Consider the following 20,048-nt stretch of genomic DNA (forward strand, 5'->3'; position numbering starts at 1 on the left):
TATCACTCTAACCACAAATCCAACACACAAGTCCGGCATGACGAACGGGTTTAGGCCAGCGCCAGCAACTCATCCCGCTTGGCGATCAGCTCCGCGAAGTCGCCTTGCGGTTTGACGCCCCGGACCGTCGCCATCGCACGGTCGAGCCGCTCCAGCGACTTGGCCGGCATGTCGTTCAGCAGGGTGGCGATCTCCCGCATTTCGTCCATCCGGCCCCAGCAATCGAGCACGATATCGCACCCGGCGGCGATCGCCCCGGCGGCCTTTTCCCCTGCGGTCCCCGACAATGCCTTCATGTCGATATCGTCGGTCATCAGCAGCCCGTTGAAGCCGATCTTGCCGCGGATCACCTGCTCGACGACCACCGGCGACATGGTGGCGGGGCGTTCGGGGTCCCAGGTCTGGAACACGATATGACTGGTCATCCCCATCGGCGCGTCGGCCAGGCGGCGGAACGGCTCGAGGTCGATCTCCAGTTCCTCCTCGGACGCGGTGACGGTCGGCAGATGGAAATGCGTGTCGACCACCGCGCGGCCGTGGCCGGGCATGTGCTTGACAACACCGACCACCCCGCCGGTGCGCAAGCCCTCGATGATTGCCTTGCCCATCGCGGCGACGCGCATCGGCTCGTGCCCCAATGCGCGGATCGTGATCGCCTCGGTCGTGTCGCGCTGGCTGACGTCGAGCAAGGGCCAGCAGTCGACGTTCACCCCGACCTCGGCAAGCATCAACGCGGTCGCCTGGGCATTGACCCGCGCCGCCTCGATCGCGCTCATCGGGGCGACATCATAGAGCCTGTCGAAATCAGGCCCGGCCGGGAATTGCGGCCATTCGGGGGGCTGCATCCGCTGTACCCTGCCCCCTTCCTGGTCGATCAGGATCGGCAGTTCGTCCCGCCCCGTCAGTTCGCGTAGGCTGTCCGTCAGCGCGCGCACCTGCTCGCGATTCTCGATGTTGCGCTTGAACAATATGTACCCGGCGGCGTCGGCGTCCTTGTAGAAGGCGCGTTCGTCATCGGTGAGGGTCAGGCCGGACAGGCCGAAGATCACAGGCTTCATGGCGGGTGCTTCTACTCGCACGCGCCCGACGTTCAAGGCTGGTCAGCCCGATCGGCGCCGATATCCACTTCGGCCAGAACGGAAATTCACTGATCGATTTTTCCGCTCGCTCAGATCAGTTTAACTCATCGCATAAATGATTGCGGCGCGTCGCCGCACGAGTCACAACCAATGGGCGCGCCTTGATCCGGCCGCGTACCCGATCCGATAGATCCCGGCGCCGGTCACACAGGCGCGAACGAGAGGAAGAACGAGATGGATGCTGTTACCGAAGGTAGTCCGCTGAGCGATCCGAACAAGGAACCCGCGGCGCTGCGCAGCTTGCTCGGCCGAACCAATCGCGACTGGTGGCCCAATCAGCTCTCGCTCGACATCCTTCGCCAGAAGGGGATCAGCGGCAATCCGATGGGCGACGACTTCGATTACGCGAAGGAATTCAAGTCGCTCGATCTCGCCGCGGTCAAACGCGACCTGACCGCGCTGATGACCGACAGCCAGCCATGGTGGCCGGCCGATTATGGGCATTACGGTCCGTTCTTCATCCGCATGGCATGGCATTCGGCCGGCACCTATCGCACCGGCGATGGCCGCGGCGGCGCCAATGCCGGGCAGCAGCGTTTCGCCCCGCTCAATTCCTGGCCGGACAACGGCAATCTCGACAAGGCGCGCCGCCTGCTCTGGCCAATCAAGCAGAAATATGGCCGAAAGCTCAGCTGGGCCGACCTGATGATCCTGGCCGGCAATGTCGCGATCGAGTCGATGGGCGGACCTGTCTTCGGTTTCGGCGGCGGCCGCGCGGACGTGTGGGAGCCCGAGCGCGATATCTACTGGGGCACCGAAGAGGAATGGGTCGGTAGCGCCAACAGCAAGACCCGGATCGACGACGAGGAAGGTCGCGCGCTGGAAAGCCCGCTCGCCGCCATCCAGATGGGTCTGATCTACGTCAATCCGGAAGGCCCGGGCGGCGTGCCCGACCCTCTGAAGTCGGCGCGCGACATTCGCGAGACCTTCTACCGCATGGGCATGAACGACGAAGAGACCGCGGCGCTCACCGCCGGGGGGCACACGTTCGGCAAGGCGCATGGCGCGGGCGATGCCAGCTTGGTCGGCGCCGCGCCGGAAGGCGCCGACATCGCGCAACAGGGTTTCGGCTGGCAGTCGGGGCATGAGAGCGGCATCGGCGACCACACCATCACCTCGGGCATCGAGGGGTCGTGGACGCCCAAGCCGACCGAATGGACCATGCTCTATTTCGACATGCTGCTCGACCACGAATACGAACTGACGCGCAGTCCCGCCGGCGCCAAGCAATGGCATCCAGTCGGTGACCCGGCCGAGACGCTCGCGCCCAAGGCGCACACGCCCGGCGTCAAGGTGCCGACGATGATGACCACCGCCGACATGGCGCTCAAGATGGACCCCGAATACCGCAAGGTGATGGAGAAGTTCCGCGCCGATCCGGCCTATTTCGCCGATACGTTCGCACGGGCGTGGTTCAAATTGTGCCATCGCGACATGGGTCCAAAGGCGCGCTACCTCGGCCCCGACGTGCCGGCGGAAGATCTGATCTGGCAGGATCCGATTCCCGCGGGCCCCAAGCTGAGCGATGGCGACGTCGCGACGCTCAAGGGCAAAATCGCGAATTCCGGCCTATCGGTCGTGCAGCTGGTCAAGACCGCCTGGGCGTCGGCCGCGACCTATCGCGGTTCGGACCATCGCGGCGGCGCCAATGGCGGGCGCATCCGCCTCGCGCCGCAAAAGGACTGGGAGGTCAACGAACCGGCCGAGCTCGCCAAGGTGCTCAAGGTCTATGAGGGCATCCAGGCCGATTTCGGCGGTGCGACCAGGGTGAGCATCGCCGACCTGATCGTGCTGGGCGGCAATGTCGGGGTGGAACAGGCAGCGAAGGCAGCCGGCCGCAACGTCACGGTGCCGTTCACCGGCGGCCGCGGCGATGCCAGCGCCGAGCAGACCGATGCCGAGGGCTTCGCGGTGCTCGAACCGCGCGCGGACGGTTTCCGCAATTACCTGCAGGTCAGGTTCAACGTGCCGACCGAGGAGCTGATGATCGATCGCGCCCAGTTGCTTGGCCTTTCGGCGCCGGAAATGACCGTGCTGGTCGGCGGCCTGCGGGTGATCGGCGCCAATCATGCCGGATCGAAACATGGCGTGTTCACCGATCGCCCGGGTCAATTGACCAACGACTTCTTCGTCAATCTGCTCGATATGCGCACGGCCTGGAAGCAGGTCGACGACAAAGCGGACGAGGAGTTCGTCGGCACCGATCGCGGCACCGGCGAGCATAAATGGACCGGCACGCGTACCGACCTGGTGTTCGGCTCCAATTCGGAGCTGCGCGCCTTGTCCGAAGTCTATGCCTCGGCGGATGCCGGCGATCAGTTCGTCGACGATTTCGTCAAGGCCTGGACCAAGGTCATGAACGCCGATCGCTACGACCTCGCTTGAGGTCGTCCGGAGCGGAGTGCCTGATTTCTAACAGGCGCTCCGCTCTAATTTTGTGATCGCATGGCTTTGCCGCCGCTGCCCAGAAAGGGAAGCGGCCCGGCTGCTAGGGGACGGCCGGGCCGCAGTTTGTGTCCAGGGAGCGGACACCATCCTTCTAATTCATAGTTTTTTGATGGGAAATACAGCTCTACTTGGCGGCGCCCAAGGACCGCTTGTGCAGCCGCGGCAACCTGTCTCGCCACGCGATGGGATAACATTGCCCCCGCCCCCCGCCGCCATTATCCTGCCGCCATGCGCCAGCGAATCCTGATCGGTCTTGCCCTCGTCCTCATTCTGGTGGGCGGCCTCTATCTCTATTTTGCCCAGCCCGATGAGGCGCGGCTCAGCGTCGCGGCGGTCAGCGGCAGCCGGCCCGACATCACGCCGGCGCGGGCGCAGATCTGGCCGACGATCAAGGTCGCCGACGCGGTGGGATGGAAACAGGGGGAGATGCCGACCGCGGCCGTCGGGCTCAAGGTGAACGCCTTCGCCTCCGGACTCGACCATCCGCGCTGGCTCTACCGTTTGCCCAATGGCGACGTGCTGGTCGCCGAGACCAATTCACCGCCTCGCCACGGCAGCGGCATCGCCGACTGGGTGATGACGTACCTGCTGAACAAGGGCGGCGCCGGGGTGCCCTCGGCCAACCGCATCACCCTGCTGCGCGACGCGAATGGCGACGGCGTGGCCGAGGTCAAGCAACCGTTCCTGACCGGGCTCAACTCGCCATATGGCATGGCGCTGCTCGGTTCGTATCTCTATGTCGCCAATACCGATGCGCTGGTGCGCTACCCCTTCACTCTGGGCCAGACCAGAATCGACGCCAAGCCGGAGACGGTGATCAAATATCCCGGTGGCGGCAATCATTGGGCGCGCAACATCATCGTCGCCGAGGACGGCAAGACGCTGTATTTGGCGGTCGGATCGTCGACCAACATCGCCGACAACGGCCTGGACGCAGAGAAATTCCGCGCCAACATCCTTCAGGTCTACCCCGACACCAAGACCTTCCGCATCTACGCCGCTGGCATACGCAACGCCAATGGCATGGCGCTCGAACCCAAGACCAAGGCATTGTGGACGGTGGTCAATGAGCGCGACATGCTCGGCTCAGACACGCCGCCCGATTATTTGAGCGCGGTCGAAGCCGGCGACAATTTCGGCTGGCCGTGGTTCTATTGGGGCGGTTATCCCGATCATCGCGTGAAACCGCAAAATCCCGGGCTACAGGAATATGTGAAGCGTCCCGATTACGCCTTGGGCCCGCATGTCGCGGCGCTAGGCCTGGCGTTCGCCAATGAAGCGCGGCTTGGCGCGCAATTCGGCAATGGCGCCTTTATCGGCGAACACGGATCGTGGAACCGCCTGCCGGTATCGGGCTATCGCGTCATCTATGTGCCGTTCGGCGACAATGGCTTTCCAGCCAAAGGAGCGAAAGCGATCGACGTGCTGTCGGGATTCCTGGATGCCAAGGGCAACGCGCGCGGCCGTCCGGTCGGGGTCACGTTCGATGCCACCGGTTCGCTGCTGGTGGCGGACGATGTCGGCAACGTCATTTGGCGGGTGAGCTCGGCGACGCCGGTTCCCGCCCCCGCCCCGTCGCCCAGCGCGGCGGCGACTCCGAAGGCGTCTCGCTAAGGGTCGGTAAGGGGCGGACTGCGACCGGCCCCCCGACCGCGCAGCCCGCACACCGTACGACACCGAAGGGTCTACGCTTCGACGCGTATCTTTTCCCTCGATTCCACGACTTTACACCAAGTTGCTCGATTCTTGCGTTGACGATTGCGTCTCGACTGCCCAAATTGGGTCACTGCGGGGGCGGGAGTGAGTCATATGGCTGCTGGCGACCGCGTCGCTACGGTTCCGGAAGGAATGCGCGATCACTGGCGCACAGCCATGTTCGCCCTGACAAATCTGTTCCTGTCGATGCACAGGACCTTCACCAATCATGACGGCGAAAGTCCGACCTCCGTGCTGATTTATTGCACGGTATCGGTCGGCAATATCCAGAAGCTGATGCGCGAACGCAACGTGCCTCGCGAGTTCACCGGGACCGCGATATTGCCGCGGGAATGGGTCGTGCCGATGTCGCGCAGCGCGATCGCTGCCGCAACCGGGCTGGCAAGGGAAACGGTGCGCCGGCATGTTGCGCAGATGATCGAGGCGGGGCTGTTGATCGAAGATCCTCGCGGCGGCGTAACGGTAGCGATCGGCAACATCCAGTCCCGCGCGCTCGAGCCGCTGCTGGAGACGCTGCTCACGGAATTCTCGCGCGCCGCGGATGCGCTGCTGCGTGCCGGGGTGATCGAAGTCCAGACGTCCTAGAGTTCGTTTCGGCGCGACTGAAACGGTTGCAGTACCTGCTATTCGAGCAATTTGGGCGCTTCCTTGGCGAGCTTCGCGCGGATACGGTCGGCGAACGGCGCCAGGAACGGCGGCAGGTCGACCGTCGCGACCACGCGGTCATCGCGCACGTCGAGGCTGGAGGCGACGCGCTGCCCCATTGCGGCGACGGTGAAATGGAGCACGTCGGCCGTCCAATGATGCTCGACCTCGGCACCACCGGGAAACCAGCCCGCCAATTTGCCGATGCCTGCATCGACTCGCCGCCGGGCCTCCGCCAGCCCGAGCTTGTGCGGCACATCGACGGTGATCGGATCGCTCATGTTGTGAGTAGCCTTATGGGAATCAGGTCGCGAACAATTGCGCGTCGTCGGCGAACGCCTTGAACTCCAGCGCGTTCCCCGATGGATCGTAGAAGAACATCGTCGCCTGCTCGCCCGGCTGGCCAACGAAGCGGATATGCGGCTCGATGCCGAAGACGGTCCCGGCCGCTTTCAACCCGTCGGCCAGCGACTGCCACGCATCCATGGTCAGCACGACGCCGAAATGCGGCACGGGCACGTCGTGACCGTCCACGGGGTTGGAAACCGCCACGGCCTTCGCCTGGGGATCGAGATGCGCGACGATCTGGTGGCCGAACAGGTCGAAGTCGATCCAGCTGTCCGAACTGCGTCCTTCCGGACAGCCCAGCGTGCCGCCGTAAAAGGCGCGCGCGGCGGCGAGATCGTGGACCGGAAACGCGAGATGGAATGGTCTGAGCATCTTGTCCTGCTACCGTTCCACGGACCAAACGTCACCCCGGACTTGTTCCGGGGTCCACCGTTCCGCATACGCACCGGGCGCGGCGCTTGCTGCGCGGTGGATGCCGGGACGAGCCCGGCATGACGATTGTGGATTGGGCAGCACTCGCATCGTGATCTGGTTACGTCGGCTTCTTCCGCTCGCGCTCGGCGCGATCGCCGCGCTCGGTTTCGCACCATGGGACTGGTGGCCGCTGACCATGGTCGGCTTCGCCGCCTGGCTCTTCCTGGTCCACCAAGCGGGTTCGCTGCGCGCCGCGCTTGGCATCGGCTGGCTGTTCGGGCTCGGCCATTTCATAGTCGCCAATCTGTGGATCCAGCAGCCGTTCGAATTTCAGGATGCGATGCCATCCTGGCTCGGCTATTTCGCAGTGATCCTGGTCGCGGTCTATCTCGCGATTTTTCCGATGCTGGCGGCCAGCCTGACGTGGCGGCTGGCCAGTCCGGCCGCCAAAGGCGATCCGGCACCGCGTATCGACCTGCCGTTCGTCCTGGTCGCAGCGGCAGGATGGATCGCCACCGAATATCTGCGCGGCACCCTGTTTACGGGCTATCCTTGGGACCCGCTCGCAGCGAGCCTGGTCCCCACTCCGCTCGCCATGCTTGCGGCGTCGATCGGCACCTATGCCTTGTCGGGCCTCGTCGTGCTGACGAGCGGCTGCCTGTTGATCGCCATCGGGGGTCGCCACCGCTATCCTGCAATAGCGATACTGGCGGCGATAGCGCTGGCGCCCCTCGCCCATCACCATCAACCCCGTGTCGGGTCCACTTATGTTCGGATCGTTCAGCCCAATCTGGCCGAAGAAGCGAAGCCGACCGCGGACTATGCCGAGGCTAATTTCCAGGCGCTCGCCCGTCTGTCCGGAAGACCCGATCCCGACCATCCGCGCCTGATCCTGTGGCCCGAAGGCGCGATCCGCTTTCCGGTCGAAGACGGCTATCCGCGCTACGTCTATGACATGCTGGGCAGCGCGCAGACCGCGCGGATCCGGATGGCCTCGCTGCTCGGCGACCATGACGCGATCCTGACCGGCACGCAGGGCATGTATTTCGACAAGCGCACCGAGAATATGATCGCCGCGACCAATTCGATCGCGGTGATCGGCCCCGATGCCCAACTCCACGGCCGCTACGACAAGGCGCATCTGGTCCCCTATGGCGAATATCTGCCGATGCGCCCGGTCCTGGAAGCGATCGGCTTGTCGCGTCTCGTTCCCGGCGACGTGGATTTCATTCCCGGTCCCGGCCCTCGCACCATGGTCATCCCCGGCTTCGGCAAGATCGGCATGCTGATCTGCTATGAAGTGATCTTCTCCGGCCAGGTCGTCGACCCGGCCCATCGCCCCGACTTCATCTTCAACCCCTCGAACGATGCCTGGTTCGGCACGCTGGGCCCGCCCGCGCATCTCGCCCAGGCGCGCTTGCGCGCGATCGAGGAAGGCCTGTCGATCGTGCGTGCGACGCCGACCGGCATCTCGGCGATCATCGACCCCGACGGCGACATTCGCCAGAGCATCCCGATGGGACGCGCCGGCGCGATAGAGGGGCCGGTAATGCGGGGCGCCCCCACGCTGTTCTCGCGCCTCGGCAATTGGATGGCGCTGATCGTCTCGGCGATTCTGCTGATTTGCGCGATTGCCATTCGGCGGCTCGCTCGCTAGGACCCGCAGCCTCATATAAGGAAAGCTTTATATGGGCATGGCAACGGCCCGGCTTTCCGCCAGACCCCAGAGGAAACTCAATGCGTTCCAATTATCTCTTCACGTCCGAATCGGTCTCCGAAGGCCATCCCGACAAGGTCGCGGACCAGATTTCCGACGCCATCGTCGACCTGTTCCTGTCGAAAGATCCCGAAGCGCGCATCGCCTGCGAGACGCTGACCACCACGCAGCTCGTCGTGCTGGCCGGTGAAATCCGCGGCAAGGGCATCATGGACGAGGCCGGCAATTGGGCGCCCGGCGTCCGCGACGAAGTCGAGAAAGCGGTGCGCGATACCGTGAAACGGATCGGCTACGAGCAGGACGGCTTCCACTGGGAAACCTTCCGCTTCGAGAACAATCTGCACCCGCAGTCGGCGCATATCGCGCAGGGCGTGGACGCCAGCGGAAACAAGGACGAAGGCGCCGGCGACCAGGGCATCATGTTCGGTTATGCCGCCAACGACACGCCCGACCTGATGCCGGCGACGCTGTATTACAGCCACAAGATCCTCGAGCAGATGGCCGCCGACCGCCACTCCGGCAAGGCGCCGTTCCTGGAGCCTGACGCCAAGAGCCAGGTCACCCTGCGCTATGAGGGCAGCAAGCCGGTCGCGGCCACCGCGATCGTCGTCTCGACCCAGCATGGCAAGGGCTATGACGAGGGCGAGAAGGAAGCCGAGCTTCACGCTTATGTGAAGCAGGTCGTCGCCGACGTGATCCCCTCGGGCCTGCTCAGCGACGAGACCGTCTATCACATCAACCCGACCGGCAGCTTCGAGATCGGCGGCCCCGATGGCGACGCCGGCCTGACCGGCCGCAAGATCATCGTCGACACCTATGGCGGCGCGTCGCCGCACGGCGGTGGCGCGTTCAGCGGCAAGGACCCGACCAAGGTCGACCGTTCGGCGGCCTATATCACCCGCTATCTGGCAAAGAACATCGTCGCGGCCGGTCTCGCCCAGCGCGTAACGATCCAGCTGGCCTATGCGATCGGCGTGTCGAAGCCACTGTCGCTCTATGTCGATACGCACGGCACCGGCACGGTCGAGGACGACAAGCTGGAAGCGGCGATCGGCAAGATCGAGAAGCTGGGCGGCCTGACCCCGCGCGGCATCCGCACGCATCTCGGCCTCAACAAGCCGATCTACGCCCCCACCGCGGCTTATGGTCACTTCGGCCGCAAGCCCGAAGGCGACTTCTTCCCTTGGGAGCGCACCGACTTGGTCGAGGACCTCAAGGCCGCCTTGGCCTGATCCATCGAGATCGGATGAAATGACGAAGGGCCGGGGAGCGATCCCCGGCCCTTTTTGCTGGCGGCCTTGCGACAATATTGGCAGTCTCCTCCACGGGAAAGTGGGGGAATTACGATGCGGATCGGATCTTTGGTCGTCGCGGGCCTCATGGCGGCGGCGGTGGTCCTCCCTGCCCAGGCACAGACCAAGAGGCAGATCGAAGCGCCCGCCGATGCCTCTTGGAAACACGCCCAGACCGGCATCACGCTCCCGTCGAGCGTGCTCGGAATCGCCCGCGACTCGATCGGCGACAACAGCAGCAGCGAGATCGACGTCTTCGCGAGTTATGGCGAGCGCCAGGCGACGATAGTCACGCTCTACGTCTTCCGCCCCGCGCTCGCGAGCGTCCCGATTTGGTTCGACCGCTCCGAAACGCAGATATTGATGCGCGACGTCTACGGTAACGCGACGCCCGCGACGCCTACGGCGGCATTCGCGCCGCCCGGCAGCAAGGCGACCTCGGCGCTTCGTCGTATCTACCTGCCGGGCAAGGGAGAATATAAGTCGACTGGGCTAGCGATCATGCCGGTAGGCGAGTGGCTGGTAGCGGTGCGAATCAGCTCGCAGGAATTCGACGCAACGACGCTGGATGCCAAGCTGGACGAGCTGATCCGGACGCTCGGTTGGCCAGGCGGAGTTACCGACGCCGGCGCCGCCGTTCCCATTGCCGCCTGCGCGACGCCGCTGACTTATCCGAAGCGAGCGAAGCTCAAACCACCCAGCATGATGGACGCGTTGCTCGGCGCGACGCTCGCGACAATCAAGCCGACCGACGAGGAGAAAGCGAAGGCAGTCCCCGTCACTTGGTGCCGCGAGGGAGCGGCGAAGCAGGAATATGGCGTCTATCGCGCGGTCGGCAACGACACGGGGTACACGATTGCGATGGGCGACGCGGGCCGCGTCATCAACGTGTTTCCCGGCCTTACGCTCGATTCGAACAATCCAGGCTATCAGCTGAGCCTCGGCCTGCTCGACCAGACCTTGGTCTATCCGTCGTTCGACAAGCTGCCCACGCCCGACGTCGCGATCGACGCGGTGATGAAGAACCGCCCGGTGTCGTCGGCGGCGCGGGGCGGCAAGAACATTACTATCGAGGCCGGAGGGTTGAAGGACAAATAGGGTAGGATCGCAGGCGATTGGCTTTCGGCGCATCTCGCTCTAGGCGGTCGCACGATGAACGATCCGACGACTATCCGGCGCCTGTACGGCCGGCGCCAGGGACATAAATTGCGCCAAGGCCAGTCGGCCTTGGTCGAGGAATTGCTGCCCGCCGTAGAAGTGCCGGCAACCGGTCCGCTCGATGCGCGGACCTTGTTCGGCCGTGATCGCCCCCTCGAGCTCGAGATCGGCTTCGGTGCCGGCGAGCATCTCGCCGGTCAGGCCGCGGCAAGGCCCGATCACGGCTTTATCGGCTGCGAGCCATTCCTCAATGGCGTGGTCGGCGCACTCGGCCATATTCGCGATCGGGGATTGGAGAATGTCCGCCTGCACATGGGCGACGCGCTCGACGTGCTTGAGCGGCTACCCGATGCCAGCCTCGACCGCGTCTATTTGCTCCACCCCGATCCCTGGCCCAAGGCGCGGCATGCCAAGCGCCGCATGGTCAACGACGGGCCGCTCGACCTGATCGCCGCCAAGCTCAAGCCCGGTCATGAATTTCGTCTCGGCACCGACGATCCGACCTATTGCCGCTGGTCGATGATGGTAATGAACCGCCGCCGCGACTTCGAGTGGACCGCGCGGACGCCACACGATTTCCTCACCCGCCCCGACGACTGGCCCGAAACGCGTTACGAGCGCAAGGCGCGGCGCCAGGGACACGAGGTGTGGTATTTCACTTATACCAAGTTGTAGTGCGACCCGGTCTAAATGGAGCATCGATGCGATGGCAACGATTGGTCGCCGACAGTTACCGAAGATCGTGCGGCGACCTGTGACGGATCCCCGCTTCGCGACGCCATAGCGATCCCGCGGCGATCGACGCTGCGCGAGCGACCGAGCAGGTCGAGTAGAGGGCGCTCCACATAGCGGTGAACCACCACCCCGAGTGTGGTCGAACTCATCACGAGTACCGCCACGACCCAGTAAACATTGGGTCGCCACGCCCCGAACCAGGCGTGCTCCGCGCCCAACATTACGAATGCGTGCGTAAGGTAGACCGAATAGGACGCTCGGCCAATGATGAGCAGGAACCGTCCGATCCTGCCGGCTCGCCGGGCCGGCTCGATCGAGCCGAGCAGAAGCAATGTAAAGGCCGGGCCGAACATCAGCGCGCGCTTCAGGCTGGCATCGCCGCCGATGATCGCGACCGGATGTAGGGAAACGCCGAGATCAATAGGCAGCATGGTGATCGCCGCCAGAAAACAAGCCACGAGGCAGATAAGCGCGCACCTCGCACGGACGCCATGGAAGCCGCGGACGAAAAGCAGATACCCGACGATACCGCATGCGAATTCGAGATAGATTGGATTAACGAGAAAGCGGACCGTTATGGCCGAAGGGCGCCACATTATCCCCAAAAGGGCCGTCGCAGCGACCAATGACAGAATACCAAGGCTGACGGATCTGCGGCCCGTGGCCACAACGATCGCCACCAACAAATAAAAACACAGTTCAAAGGCGAGCGTCCAACCGACATAGAGCGTCGGAAAGACATATTCGCCTTGGTCCGCCAGCGGCACGATCGACGCGGTCGTGAGGAAGGTTCGCGGATCGATGGGCTCGCCATACGACAGAAGAAGTAGGGCGTAGCCGATACTTGCCATCCAAAAAGCGGGAACGATGCGCTTGAAGCGATTCCACGCGAACCGCGTTGCAGAGATCGGAGGACCCTGCGAAATGGAGTAGGTCATCACAAACCCGCTGATGACGAAAAACAGGTCGACCCCACAGGCGCCGAAATCGTTGGCTGCGGGAACCGAGGGCAGGAAGAGGCCATCGACCCGCGCACCCAGCTTTGTGACAGAATCTACGACATGCGCGACGACCACTCCTAGTGCGGCCAAACCGCGCATCTGCTCGATCCCGTCGAGCCTGGTTCGGCCGCCGAAGCTGGACATGCCGCCTCTGGTACGCAGAATTCCTTATGAAAAAGCTACACAAAAAGAACATATTACGCTCAAAATGGACCTAATTGCCCCGACTATGGCGGTGGCACGGACCCCTCGGCTGACGCAGTCGCGGTATTGGATTTTCCCTCTGGTCCTTGTCCGCGCCGATGGGTGAAATCGGATATCCGACGATTTTCTTTGCCTGACGGTCGCGGACCGTCTGGAACGCTGGCGGCAACGTCAAACCCGGACTATCGTGGCCGGCAATGACCGAGCGTCGCGACAAGCCCAGCTTTGCCAGCCTGTTCAACCGCGCGCGCGCCGATGCGGAGGGGAAGGCGTCTATTTCTCCCGCCGCCACCGCTGAACCGGCGCGCGATCAATCGGCGGAGGTGCCGCCGCCCGCCGACCCGCGCCGCCGCGACGAATGGGCGTATGAAGCGATGCAATTCCTGGTCGATCCGGCGCGCGTGCGCATCTGGCCGGGCAATGCCCGCATCTACGAAGACCTGGATCCCGACAATTGCCGTGACCTGATCCAGTCGATCGCGACCGAGGGGATGCAGAAGGTCGCCGCGATCGTCCGCCCGGTATTCGACGACGCGTTGTACGAATATGAGGTGATTGCCGGCACGCGGCGCCATTACGCGGTGTCGCATCTGCGCGCGACCAGCATGCCGTCGCTGCGCTTCCTCATCCAGGTCGAAATCCTCGACGACGAGGCCGCCTTTCGCCTTGCCGACCTGGAGAACCGGGCGCGCAAGGACGTCTCCGACATCGAACGCGCGCGTAATTACGCGGCAGCGCTGCACGACCATTATGACGGCCATTTGACGCGGATGGCAGAGCGGCTGGCGCTGTCAAAGTCCTGGCTGTCCAAGATGATCCGGGTTTCGGCGCTGCCCGATCAACTGCTCGCGGCATTCGGGTCGCCGAGCGATCTTCACCTCAAGCCGGCCTATACTCTGGCGCAGAAGCTCGACGGACCCGCCGGGCCGGTGATCATGGCGACCGCGATCCAGATCGCCCGCGCACAGATGGCGCGGCGCGCGGATGGCCTTTCTCCATACCCGGCTGCGGAAGTGCTGCGCCAGTTGAACGAGGCGTCGACCCCCGCATCCGAACACCCTGCCGAACTGCGCGGCCCGACCGGCCGGCTGGCGATGAGCGCGAACGCCAACAAGAATACCCTGACCGTGAAGCTGCACGCCGGGTCCGGCGTCACGCGCAAGGCGATTACCGAGGCCGTCCGCGCCGCACTCGATGCCGCGGAGGCAAAGGGATTCTCGCTCGGCCTTTCGGCGCGGGACGACGAGAGCAACTAGCTTCGGGCATCAGCAGGCCCGGACGGCTGGTCCGGCGCCTGCCCGCTCCGCCGCCACATCCCCTTCAGCACGCGGCCGAGCATCGATGGCGTGCCGGGGCGCAGGAGCAGCCAATCGCGGATCGCCGGCCCAGGTTCGGCGCCGATCGCGCTTTTATAGCCGCTATCGCCTGCGCCCCAATCGACCTTTGTCATCCCCTTCTCGAGCGCCCGGACGAGATTGCGATAGTAAAGCAGCCTGCCTGGCGAATGCTTGGCAAAGGCCGGGTCATAGCTGTTGGCGATGGCATATTTGAACGAGCCCAGGTCGAGGTCGAACGAAAAGGCGGCGGGAGCTCCATCGACCGTCAACAACGCGGCCGACATCATCTCGGCGATCACCGGATCGGCAGTGGCCTGGCGCCAGAACGCGCCATGGCCCTTGCGCGTGAACTTGGCATCGCTGCCGTCGGTGCGCGCAGCGATCCAGCTCTTCTGCTCGATCGCCGCGAGCTGATCGAAGCCGCCCGCCGCGAGATCGCTGCCGCTCAGGAAGCGCCAGTCGAGCGCGCCGTGCTCGGCCAGATGCTTTTCGTGGAAGCGGTTCTTCTTGAGTGTCGACGCGCGCGGCCATGAGCCGTGGCTTTGCGCGGCGACCATGTCGAGCAGATAAGAATCGGCGACGAAGCGATCGAGCACCATCCAGTGCCGGCGCCTGGCCGCCGCGATCAGGCCGACCACTGCCGGGTCGCCGTCATAGGATGGCCCGACGCGCAGCCCGTTGACCTCTTGTCCCAGCCGATCGACCAGGATGCCGAACGCTTCGTCCGAGGCGTCGGCGCAGGCTGGAAAGCCGCGAAAGGGCCAATAGCAGCCCGGGATCGCAGCGAGCCTCGCCGCTTCGGGTCCGAATCCCGCGAGCGGTAGGGCGATGACCGGATAGCCGTCGCGCTCGACGATCAGCGTCCGCGCTCGGCCGCCATAAGCGGCGATCGCAGCGGCGAACCATTGATAGCGGAGGAACCGATACCTCTCGTCCGCTGCCTCCGCCACCACGTCGATCAGCGCCGACAGTCCGTCGAACGCGGTGGCGCGCATCGTCGGAGGAAGGCGCTTGAACTCGCTGAGCAACATCGGCTTGGTCATGATCGCCGGCTATACCGGCCAGCTGTTACCAAGCCGTTTTGATACGGCGATTAGCCCTCGCGAACCCAGGTGCGCGCGGCCTCGCCCTGGCTTTCCGGAAACACGCGCATTTCTCCGGAAAACAGGGCGGCGGCCGCGCGCGTGATCGGCCCGATCCAGCCGTGGTCGGTCACCACCGCGGCGCGCCCGATCGCCTTGCGGTGCTGGATGACCCATTTCAGATCCTCCCACCACAAAGACGGATCGATCGGCCCCAGCTCACGCACCGTCTCGACGACGCGCAGCTTGCCGTATTTGGCGATCTGCGCGTCCAGCACAGGGATGAGCGCTTCGTAATCGGCCCGCGTGATCGCGCCATCGACGATTAGATCGATCACGCCCGTCGCTTCATCGACCGTGTAGTTGAGCATGGTCCGTCTCCTTCCGCTTTCATAAACGCCGAAGGGCCGCCATGATGTCCGGCGATGCAGCCCAATACCGTCTCGACGATCGCCCAGACCATCCAGCTCTCGCTGTCGCCGGTGTTCATGCTCACCGGTATCGGCGCCTTGCTCAACGTGCTGGTCGGCCGGATGGCGCGCGTGGTCGACCGCGTACGCGACCTGGAGAAGCTCCATCCCTTGTCCAGCGGCCCCGACCGCGATCGTTTCGTTGCGGAACTGCGCATCCTCGACCGCCGCATCCGGGTGATCAATTTCGGGCTGTTCCTGGCGGTGTCGAGCGCGGTGATGACATGCCTGGTGGTCGCCCAATTATTCGTCGGCGACCTGATCGGGCTGCACATCGCGACGATCGTAGCACTCACCTTCACCACGGCGATGCTGCTGTTGATCGCGGCGCTGGTCAGCTTCATCGTCGAGGTCCGCACCTCGCTGCTGGCGGTCAAGGTGCGCGAGGAGTTGCTCGAAGAGCGGCAGGGCTAGGGTCCGTACTCCCTAAGGCTTACCCTCCACTCCGGCGCCCGCATCGGCCGTCGGCGCGTAGGTGGGCGCGACCCGCGCCTTCGACGCTTGCTCATAGACATAGCCGGCCTCGAGGAGTTTGCCGTCGCTATAGGCCGGGCCGATGAACGACAGGCCGGTCGGCAAGCCACGCACTAGCCCCATCGGCACGGTCAGATTGGGATAGCCAGAAATCGCGGGCAGCTCGGACGAGCTCGGGCCGTTATATTGATCGCCATAGATCGGGTCGCTCAGCCAGGCCGGACCGTAAGTCGGCTGAACCAGGATCGTCGCATCGGCCTGTTTGAGCATGCCGTCGATCGCGCCTTTGGCCAGGCTCAGCGACTTGTCGCGCTGCGCCTGATAGCTCGCCTCGCCAGTGCCTTTCGACTTGGCCGCCATGTCGAAAATCTCCTGCGCGAAATAGGGCATTTCGGCATCGGCATTGGCAGTGTCGAACGCGATCACATCGTCGATCGTGCGCGTCTTCACGCTGGGCGGCGTCGAGGCGAGATATTTGTCGAGATCGGTCTTCAGCTCGAACTTGAGCACGTCGAATTCGGCGTCGCCCATGCCGTCGGTCTTGGGCCGCTGGACGTCGACGAGCACCGCGCCCTGCGCCCTGAGCACGGCCAGCGCCTGGTCGAAGCGCGTGGCGATCAGCGGCGACATATCGGGGCGATAGACCGCGATGCGGACGCCTTTGAGCGACGCGCCAGCCAAACCCGCCGTGAAGTCCTTGCGGTATTTGCCCGCATCCCTGGTCGCCGCGTCGCCCGGGTCGCTGCCGACCATCGCCGAGAACAGGGTCGCGACGTCGCGAACGCTGCGCGCCATCGGTCCCGGTGTATCCTGGCTATGGCTGATCGGTACGACATAAGTGCGGCTGACCAGCCCTAACGTAGGCTTGAGCCCGACTAGGCCGTTGATCGATGAGGGACAGACCACCGACCCGTCGGTTTCCGTCCCCAGTCCCGCCGCCGCGAAACTCGCCGCTACCGCAGCCCCGGTCCCACTCGACGAACCGCAAGAAGTGCGATCGAGCCCGTAGGGATTGCGCACCAGCCCACCGATCGCGCTCCATCCGCTCATCGCCTTGGTCGAGCGGATATTGGCCCATTCGCTGAGGTTGGTCTTGCCCAGGATGACCGCGCCCTGCGCGCGCAGCAACGCAACGACGGGCGCGTCGCGATGGGTGAGATTGTCCTTGAGCGCCAGGCTGCCCGCGGTGGTCGGGAGCGGGTCCCTGGTTTCGATATTGTCCTTGATCAGGATCGGAATGCCGTCGAGCGGACCCAGCAGCTTCTTGGCCTTGCGCCGAGCGTCGCTCGCTTTGGCCTGGGCGACCGCATCGGGATTGACCGCGATGACCGCGCGCAACGTCGGTCCCTTGCGGTCCATGGCAGCGATGCGATCGAGATAGGCGCGCGTGATGTCGACACTGCTGTCCTGCCCCTTGTCCATCCGCGATCGCAATTGGTCGATCGAGACCTCGGTAACGGAATTCTGCGCGGACGCATTCTGCGCGATGGCGGGCAAGGGTGTGGCGAGCAGGATCAGAGCGGCGAAGCGGCGCATAGCGGTCCCCATTTTATGGCCCGCCTTCATCGTCCAACTCCTTCCCTTCGACAAGCGCGATGCGAACGTTATGGTATCGACATGACTGTTCCGCTCGAAACCCAGGTGATCATCATCGGTGCCGGCATGTCGGGCCTGCTCGCAGCGATCCGCATGAAGCAGGCCGGGGTCGATTTCGTCGTGCTCGAAAAGAGCCTGGAGGTCGGCGGGACCTGGCTCGACAATTGCTATCCGGGATCCGGCTGCGACGTTCCGAGCCATCTCTATAGCTACAGTTTCGCAGGCAATCCGCACTGGTCGCGGCTGTTCGCGCGGCAGCCAGAGATCCTCGAATATTTCCGCGACCAGGCGAACCGATTCCGCCTCCGGCCGCACCTATGCCTCGGCGTCGAGGTGGCGAGCGCCGATTGGGACGAGGCAAGCACCCGCTGGACAGTCACTTCGGCCGACGGCAATCGCTGGCGCGCACCTGCGTTGATCGTGGCGACCGGCCAGCTCAATCGGCCGCGCACGCCCGATCTGCCCGGCCGTGAAAGCTTTGCCGGTGCGCAGATCCACACCGCGCGCTGGCACGCCGATGCTCCGATCGCCGGCAAGCGCGTGGGCGTGATCGGCACCGGCGCCAGCGCGATCCAGGTTGTGCCCGAAGTCGCGCGGGAAGCCGGACATCTCACCGTGTTCCAGCGGTCGCCGCATTGGATCATCCCGCGCATGGATGCGCCGATCTCTCCGGCGATGAAGCGGCTGTTCGCGAGCGTGCCGCTGCTGAGAAAGGCGTTCCGCGCGCTGATCTGGAGGCGGCTGGAAGCGACGCATCCGGCAATCGCCGAGCCGGGTGGCGTCAAGGCGCGTGAGATGGAGAAGATGGCGCTCGACTATCTCGCAGCAACCATAGCCGACCCGGCATTGCGCCAGGCGCTGACTCCCGATTTCCCGATCGGCTGCAAGCGGACGCTCGTGTCCGACGATTACTATCCGGCGCTCGCGAGCGACAATGTCACGCTCGAAACGCGCGCGATCGACCGGATCGAACCGGGCGGCGTGCGGCTTGCCGACGGCGCGCTGGCCGAGCTCGACACGATAATCTGGGCGACCGGGTTCGAAACGCACGGCTTCGTCGCCCCGATCGCGATCAACGGACCGGCCGGAAGCCTGGCACAGGCTTGGGCGAATGGCGCCCGTGCCTATCGCGGCACCACCGTCGCCGGCTTTCCGAACCTGTTCCTGCTCTATGGCCCCAACACCAATCTCGGGCACAATTCGATCATCTTCATGGTCGAGCGGCAAATGGAATATGCGCTGCCCGCGATCCTCAAAGTGGCGCGCGGAGAAGCCCGCAGGATCGCGATCAGGCCCGAAGCGCAACAGGCCTATAACCGGACATTGCAGGCGCGGCTGGCGACAACCTCCTGGGCCGCCGGGTGCGGCAGCTGGTACAAGACCGACAACGGAGTGATGCCCAACAACTGGGCCGGCAACACCGCCGAATTCGCGCGGATGATGAAACGCTTCGACGCGGAAGCGTACGAGATCGCCTGACCCAGGCGCGCGGAATGCAAAAATGAAAAGAGGCTGCCGGGGACTCCCATCCCCGGCAACCTCCTAACATGGTCAGCGGCCGGAAGCTCCAGCCCGGAGGACCATGCGGACCGCTATTCCTGTGATCCTAAGCGTTGATTGAGGGAGGATACCCCCCGCAAAGGATCGGCGGACTTAGCGGCGCGTCCCCCGAACGAACTGAACCGACCCCACTGCTGAACCATGAGACATCGGATCACCTCCTTTCGCTTGTTGAAACACCGTGACCAGAACTGGCCACGAGCTCAATGTGAATCGTCCTGGATCGCAATTCAAGTCTTGTAATGTTCGGTAAAATCGACGATTCTCTTTCGCCTGTTGCTTGTCAGCGCCCGAATGCGGCGCGCAGCTCTTCTTTTGCCTTTTCCAGCACCTTTTTCTGTTTCGGCGACAGATCCTTGCCCGCGCGATTGATATAGAAGGTCAGCATCGACATTGCCGACTGGAACGGCGTGCCTTTGCGACGGTGGCTGTGCTCGGCGGAGCGCTTCAGCGAGAGCGCGATCGATTTCGGATCGTCGCGCGTGAAGACATCCTTTTCGAGGTCGAGCGCGTCCGAATGCTCGGTCACGTCCTGCGACCATTTATGTGCGGCCGCCATCGCTCAATGCCGCTTGAAATATTGCACTTCGCGTTCGTGCTTCTCGGCACCTTCGCGCGTGTCGAACGTGCCGAGGTTGCGGCGCTTATGCGTCTTGGGGTCGACCTTGCGCGAATAGAGCCGGTATTCGCCGGATTTGAGCTTGCGGATCAT

The 20,048-nt window shown here is 64.2% G+C and carries 19 protein-coding genes; 10 read left to right on the forward strand and 9 right to left on the reverse strand.

Annotated elements, in window-relative coordinates:
* Nucleotides 1–50 precede the first annotated feature (50 nt).
* Nucleotides 51–1,058, reverse strand: coding sequence for a beta-N-acetylhexosaminidase (gene nagZ / locus SPR01S_RS11380; protein WP_066589646.1), 1,008 nt, complete (start codon nt 1,056–1,058; stop codon nt 51–53).
* Between the two features lie 255 nt (nt 1,059–1,313).
* On the opposite strand from nagZ, the gene katG reads away from it, so the two are divergent.
* The 3 genes from katG (at nt 1,314) to SPR01S_RS11395 (ending at nt 5,888) form a co-directional block, all read left to right on the forward strand.
* On the forward strand, nt 1,314–3,524 hold the full coding sequence (katG, locus tag SPR01S_RS11385) for a catalase/peroxidase HPI (protein WP_066589650.1): 2,211 nt from the start codon (nt 1,314–1,316) through the stop codon (nt 3,522–3,524).
* 291 nt (nt 3,525–3,815) lie between these two features.
* Complete coding sequence (locus SPR01S_RS11390) at nt 3,816–5,201, forward strand: PQQ-dependent sugar dehydrogenase (protein ID WP_066589655.1); 1,386 nt, start codon at nt 3,816–3,818, stop codon at nt 5,199–5,201.
* 258 nt (nt 5,202–5,459) lie between these two features.
* Nucleotides 5,460–5,888, forward strand: coding sequence for a helix-turn-helix domain-containing protein (locus SPR01S_RS11395; RefSeq protein WP_169803423.1), 429 nt, complete (start codon nt 5,460–5,462; stop codon nt 5,886–5,888).
* A gap of 38 nt (nt 5,889–5,926) precedes the next feature.
* Here the strand turns inward: SPR01S_RS11395 and SPR01S_RS11400 are convergent, their stop codons facing one another.
* Both SPR01S_RS11400 and SPR01S_RS11405 read right to left on the reverse strand, forming a co-directional pair.
* Nucleotides 5,927–6,229, reverse strand: coding sequence for a polyhydroxyalkanoic acid system family protein (locus SPR01S_RS11400; protein ID WP_066589658.1), 303 nt, complete (start codon nt 6,227–6,229; stop codon nt 5,927–5,929).
* A gap of 22 nt (nt 6,230–6,251) precedes the next feature.
* Complete coding sequence (locus SPR01S_RS11405; protein WP_066589661.1) at nt 6,252–6,668, reverse strand: VOC family protein; 417 nt, start codon at nt 6,666–6,668, stop codon at nt 6,252–6,254.
* A gap of 151 nt (nt 6,669–6,819) precedes the next feature.
* Here SPR01S_RS11405 and lnt point away from each other — a divergent pair, with 151 nt between their 5' ends.
* From lnt to trmB, 4 genes are all read left to right on the forward strand, one after another.
* Nucleotides 6,820–8,367 (forward strand): apolipoprotein N-acyltransferase, encoded by a 1,548-nt coding sequence (gene lnt / locus SPR01S_RS11410; protein WP_369405268.1) that lies wholly within the window; start codon nt 6,820–6,822, stop codon nt 8,365–8,367.
* Nucleotides 8,368–8,447: 80 nt separating this feature from the next.
* On the forward strand, nt 8,448–9,659 hold the full coding sequence (gene metK / locus SPR01S_RS11415; protein ID WP_066589664.1) for a methionine adenosyltransferase: 1,212 nt from the start codon (nt 8,448–8,450) through the stop codon (nt 9,657–9,659).
* A 114-nt stretch (nt 9,660–9,773) separates the two neighbouring features.
* The gene (locus tag SPR01S_RS11420) at nt 9,774–10,817 is read left to right on the forward strand and encodes a hypothetical protein (protein WP_066589666.1); all 1,044 of its coding nucleotides are present in this window, start codon (nt 9,774–9,776) and stop codon (nt 10,815–10,817) included.
* A 54-nt stretch (nt 10,818–10,871) separates the two neighbouring features.
* On the forward strand, nt 10,872–11,552 hold the full coding sequence (trmB, locus tag SPR01S_RS11425) for a tRNA (guanosine(46)-N7)-methyltransferase TrmB (RefSeq protein WP_066589668.1): 681 nt from the start codon (nt 10,872–10,874) through the stop codon (nt 11,550–11,552).
* Between the two features lie 11 nt (nt 11,553–11,563).
* Here trmB and SPR01S_RS11430 read toward each other — a convergent pair whose 3' ends face one another.
* The gene (locus SPR01S_RS11430; RefSeq protein WP_066589670.1) at nt 11,564–12,757 is read right to left on the reverse strand and encodes an acyltransferase family protein; all 1,194 of its coding nucleotides are present in this window, start codon (nt 12,755–12,757) and stop codon (nt 11,564–11,566) included.
* Between the two features lie 257 nt (nt 12,758–13,014).
* On the opposite strand from SPR01S_RS11430, the gene SPR01S_RS11435 reads away from it, so the two are divergent.
* Nucleotides 13,015–14,073, forward strand: coding sequence for a ParB/RepB/Spo0J family partition protein (locus SPR01S_RS11435; RefSeq protein WP_084251125.1), 1,059 nt, complete (start codon nt 13,015–13,017; stop codon nt 14,071–14,073).
* Here SPR01S_RS11435 and SPR01S_RS11440 read toward each other — a convergent pair.
* Together SPR01S_RS11440 and SPR01S_RS11445 are read right to left on the reverse strand one after the other, a co-directional pair.
* Nucleotides 14,070–15,197: a GNAT family N-acetyltransferase gene (locus SPR01S_RS11440; RefSeq protein WP_066589673.1), complete on the reverse strand. Its 1,128-nt coding sequence runs from the start codon at nt 15,195–15,197 to the stop codon at nt 14,070–14,072. The two genes, SPR01S_RS11435 and SPR01S_RS11440, sit on opposite strands and share 4 nt — an antisense overlap.
* A gap of 50 nt (nt 15,198–15,247) precedes the next feature.
* Complete coding sequence (locus tag SPR01S_RS11445; RefSeq protein WP_066589675.1) at nt 15,248–15,607, reverse strand: SpoIIAA family protein; 360 nt, start codon at nt 15,605–15,607, stop codon at nt 15,248–15,250.
* A gap of 54 nt (nt 15,608–15,661) precedes the next feature.
* Between SPR01S_RS11445 and SPR01S_RS11450 the strand changes: the two genes are divergently transcribed.
* Nucleotides 15,662–16,120, forward strand: a complete 459-nt coding sequence (locus tag SPR01S_RS11450) for a DUF2721 domain-containing protein (RefSeq protein ID WP_066589678.1) — start codon at nt 15,662–15,664, stop codon at nt 16,118–16,120.
* A 12-nt stretch (nt 16,121–16,132) separates the two neighbouring features.
* Here the strand turns inward: SPR01S_RS11450 and SPR01S_RS11455 are convergent, their stop codons facing one another.
* Nucleotides 16,133–17,746: an amidase gene (locus SPR01S_RS11455; RefSeq protein WP_439646731.1), complete on the reverse strand. Its 1,614-nt coding sequence runs from the start codon at nt 17,744–17,746 to the stop codon at nt 16,133–16,135.
* A gap of 51 nt (nt 17,747–17,797) precedes the next feature.
* Here SPR01S_RS11455 and SPR01S_RS11460 point away from each other — a divergent pair, with 51 nt between their 5' ends.
* Nucleotides 17,798–19,255, forward strand: a complete 1,458-nt coding sequence (locus tag SPR01S_RS11460) for a flavin-containing monooxygenase (protein WP_066589681.1) — start codon at nt 17,798–17,800, stop codon at nt 19,253–19,255.
* Between the two features lie 364 nt (nt 19,256–19,619).
* Here SPR01S_RS11460 and SPR01S_RS11465 read toward each other — a convergent pair whose 3' ends face one another.
* Entirely contained in the window at nt 19,620–19,895 is a 276-nt protein-coding gene (locus SPR01S_RS11465) for a DUF3175 domain-containing protein (protein WP_066589684.1), read from the reverse strand.
* A 3-nt stretch (nt 19,896–19,898) separates the two neighbouring features.
* On the reverse strand, nt 19,899–20,048 hold the full coding sequence (locus SPR01S_RS21565; RefSeq protein ID WP_157082174.1) for a hypothetical protein: 150 nt from the start codon (nt 20,046–20,048) through the stop codon (nt 19,899–19,901).

Source organism: Sphingomonas pruni NBRC 15498 (genome assembly GCF_001598455.1).
GTDB lineage: Bacteria > Pseudomonadota > Alphaproteobacteria > Sphingomonadales > Sphingomonadaceae > Sphingomonas > Sphingomonas pruni.

Coding starts and splice junctions, on each gene's coding strand:
- nagZ (WP_066589646.1), bottom strand. CDS start 1,058: ATGAAGCCTGTGATCTTCGGCCTGTCCGGCCTGACCCTCACCGATGAC.
- katG (WP_066589650.1), top strand. CDS start 1,314: ATGGATGCTGTTACCGAAGGTAGTCCGCTGAGCGATCCGAACAAGGAA.
- SPR01S_RS11390 (WP_066589655.1), top strand. CDS start 3,816: ATGCGCCAGCGAATCCTGATCGGTCTTGCCCTCGTCCTCATTCTGGTG.
- SPR01S_RS11395 (WP_169803423.1), top strand. CDS start 5,460: ATGTTCGCCCTGACAAATCTGTTCCTGTCGATGCACAGGACCTTCACC.
- SPR01S_RS11400 (WP_066589658.1), bottom strand. CDS start 6,229: ATGAGCGATCCGATCACCGTCGATGTGCCGCACAAGCTCGGGCTGGCG.
- SPR01S_RS11405 (WP_066589661.1), bottom strand. CDS start 6,668: ATGCTCAGACCATTCCATCTCGCGTTTCCGGTCCACGATCTCGCCGCC.
- metK (WP_066589664.1), top strand. CDS start 8,448: ATGCGTTCCAATTATCTCTTCACGTCCGAATCGGTCTCCGAAGGCCAT.
- SPR01S_RS11420 (WP_066589666.1), top strand. CDS start 9,774: ATGCGGATCGGATCTTTGGTCGTCGCGGGCCTCATGGCGGCGGCGGTG.
- trmB (WP_066589668.1), top strand. CDS start 10,872: ATGAACGATCCGACGACTATCCGGCGCCTGTACGGCCGGCGCCAGGGA.
- SPR01S_RS11430 (WP_066589670.1), bottom strand. CDS start 12,757: ATGTCCAGCTTCGGCGGCCGAACCAGGCTCGACGGGATCGAGCAGATG.
- SPR01S_RS11435 (WP_084251125.1), top strand. CDS start 13,015: ATGACCGAGCGTCGCGACAAGCCCAGCTTTGCCAGCCTGTTCAACCGC.
- SPR01S_RS11440 (WP_066589673.1), bottom strand. CDS start 15,197: ATGACCAAGCCGATGTTGCTCAGCGAGTTCAAGCGCCTTCCTCCGACG.
- SPR01S_RS11445 (WP_066589675.1), bottom strand. CDS start 15,607: ATGCTCAACTACACGGTCGATGAAGCGACGGGCGTGATCGATCTAATC.
- SPR01S_RS11450 (WP_066589678.1), top strand. CDS start 15,662: ATGCAGCCCAATACCGTCTCGACGATCGCCCAGACCATCCAGCTCTCG.
- SPR01S_RS11455 (WP_439646731.1), bottom strand. CDS start 17,746: ATGAAGGCGGGCCATAAAATGGGGACCGCTATGCGCCGCTTCGCCGCT.
- SPR01S_RS11460 (WP_066589681.1), top strand. CDS start 17,798: ATGACTGTTCCGCTCGAAACCCAGGTGATCATCATCGGTGCCGGCATG.
- SPR01S_RS11465 (WP_066589684.1), bottom strand. CDS start 19,895: ATGGCGGCCGCACATAAATGGTCGCAGGACGTGACCGAGCATTCGGAC.
- SPR01S_RS21565 (WP_157082174.1), bottom strand. CDS start 20,048: ATGATCCGCAAGCTCAAATCCGGCGAATACCGGCTCTATTCGCGCAAG.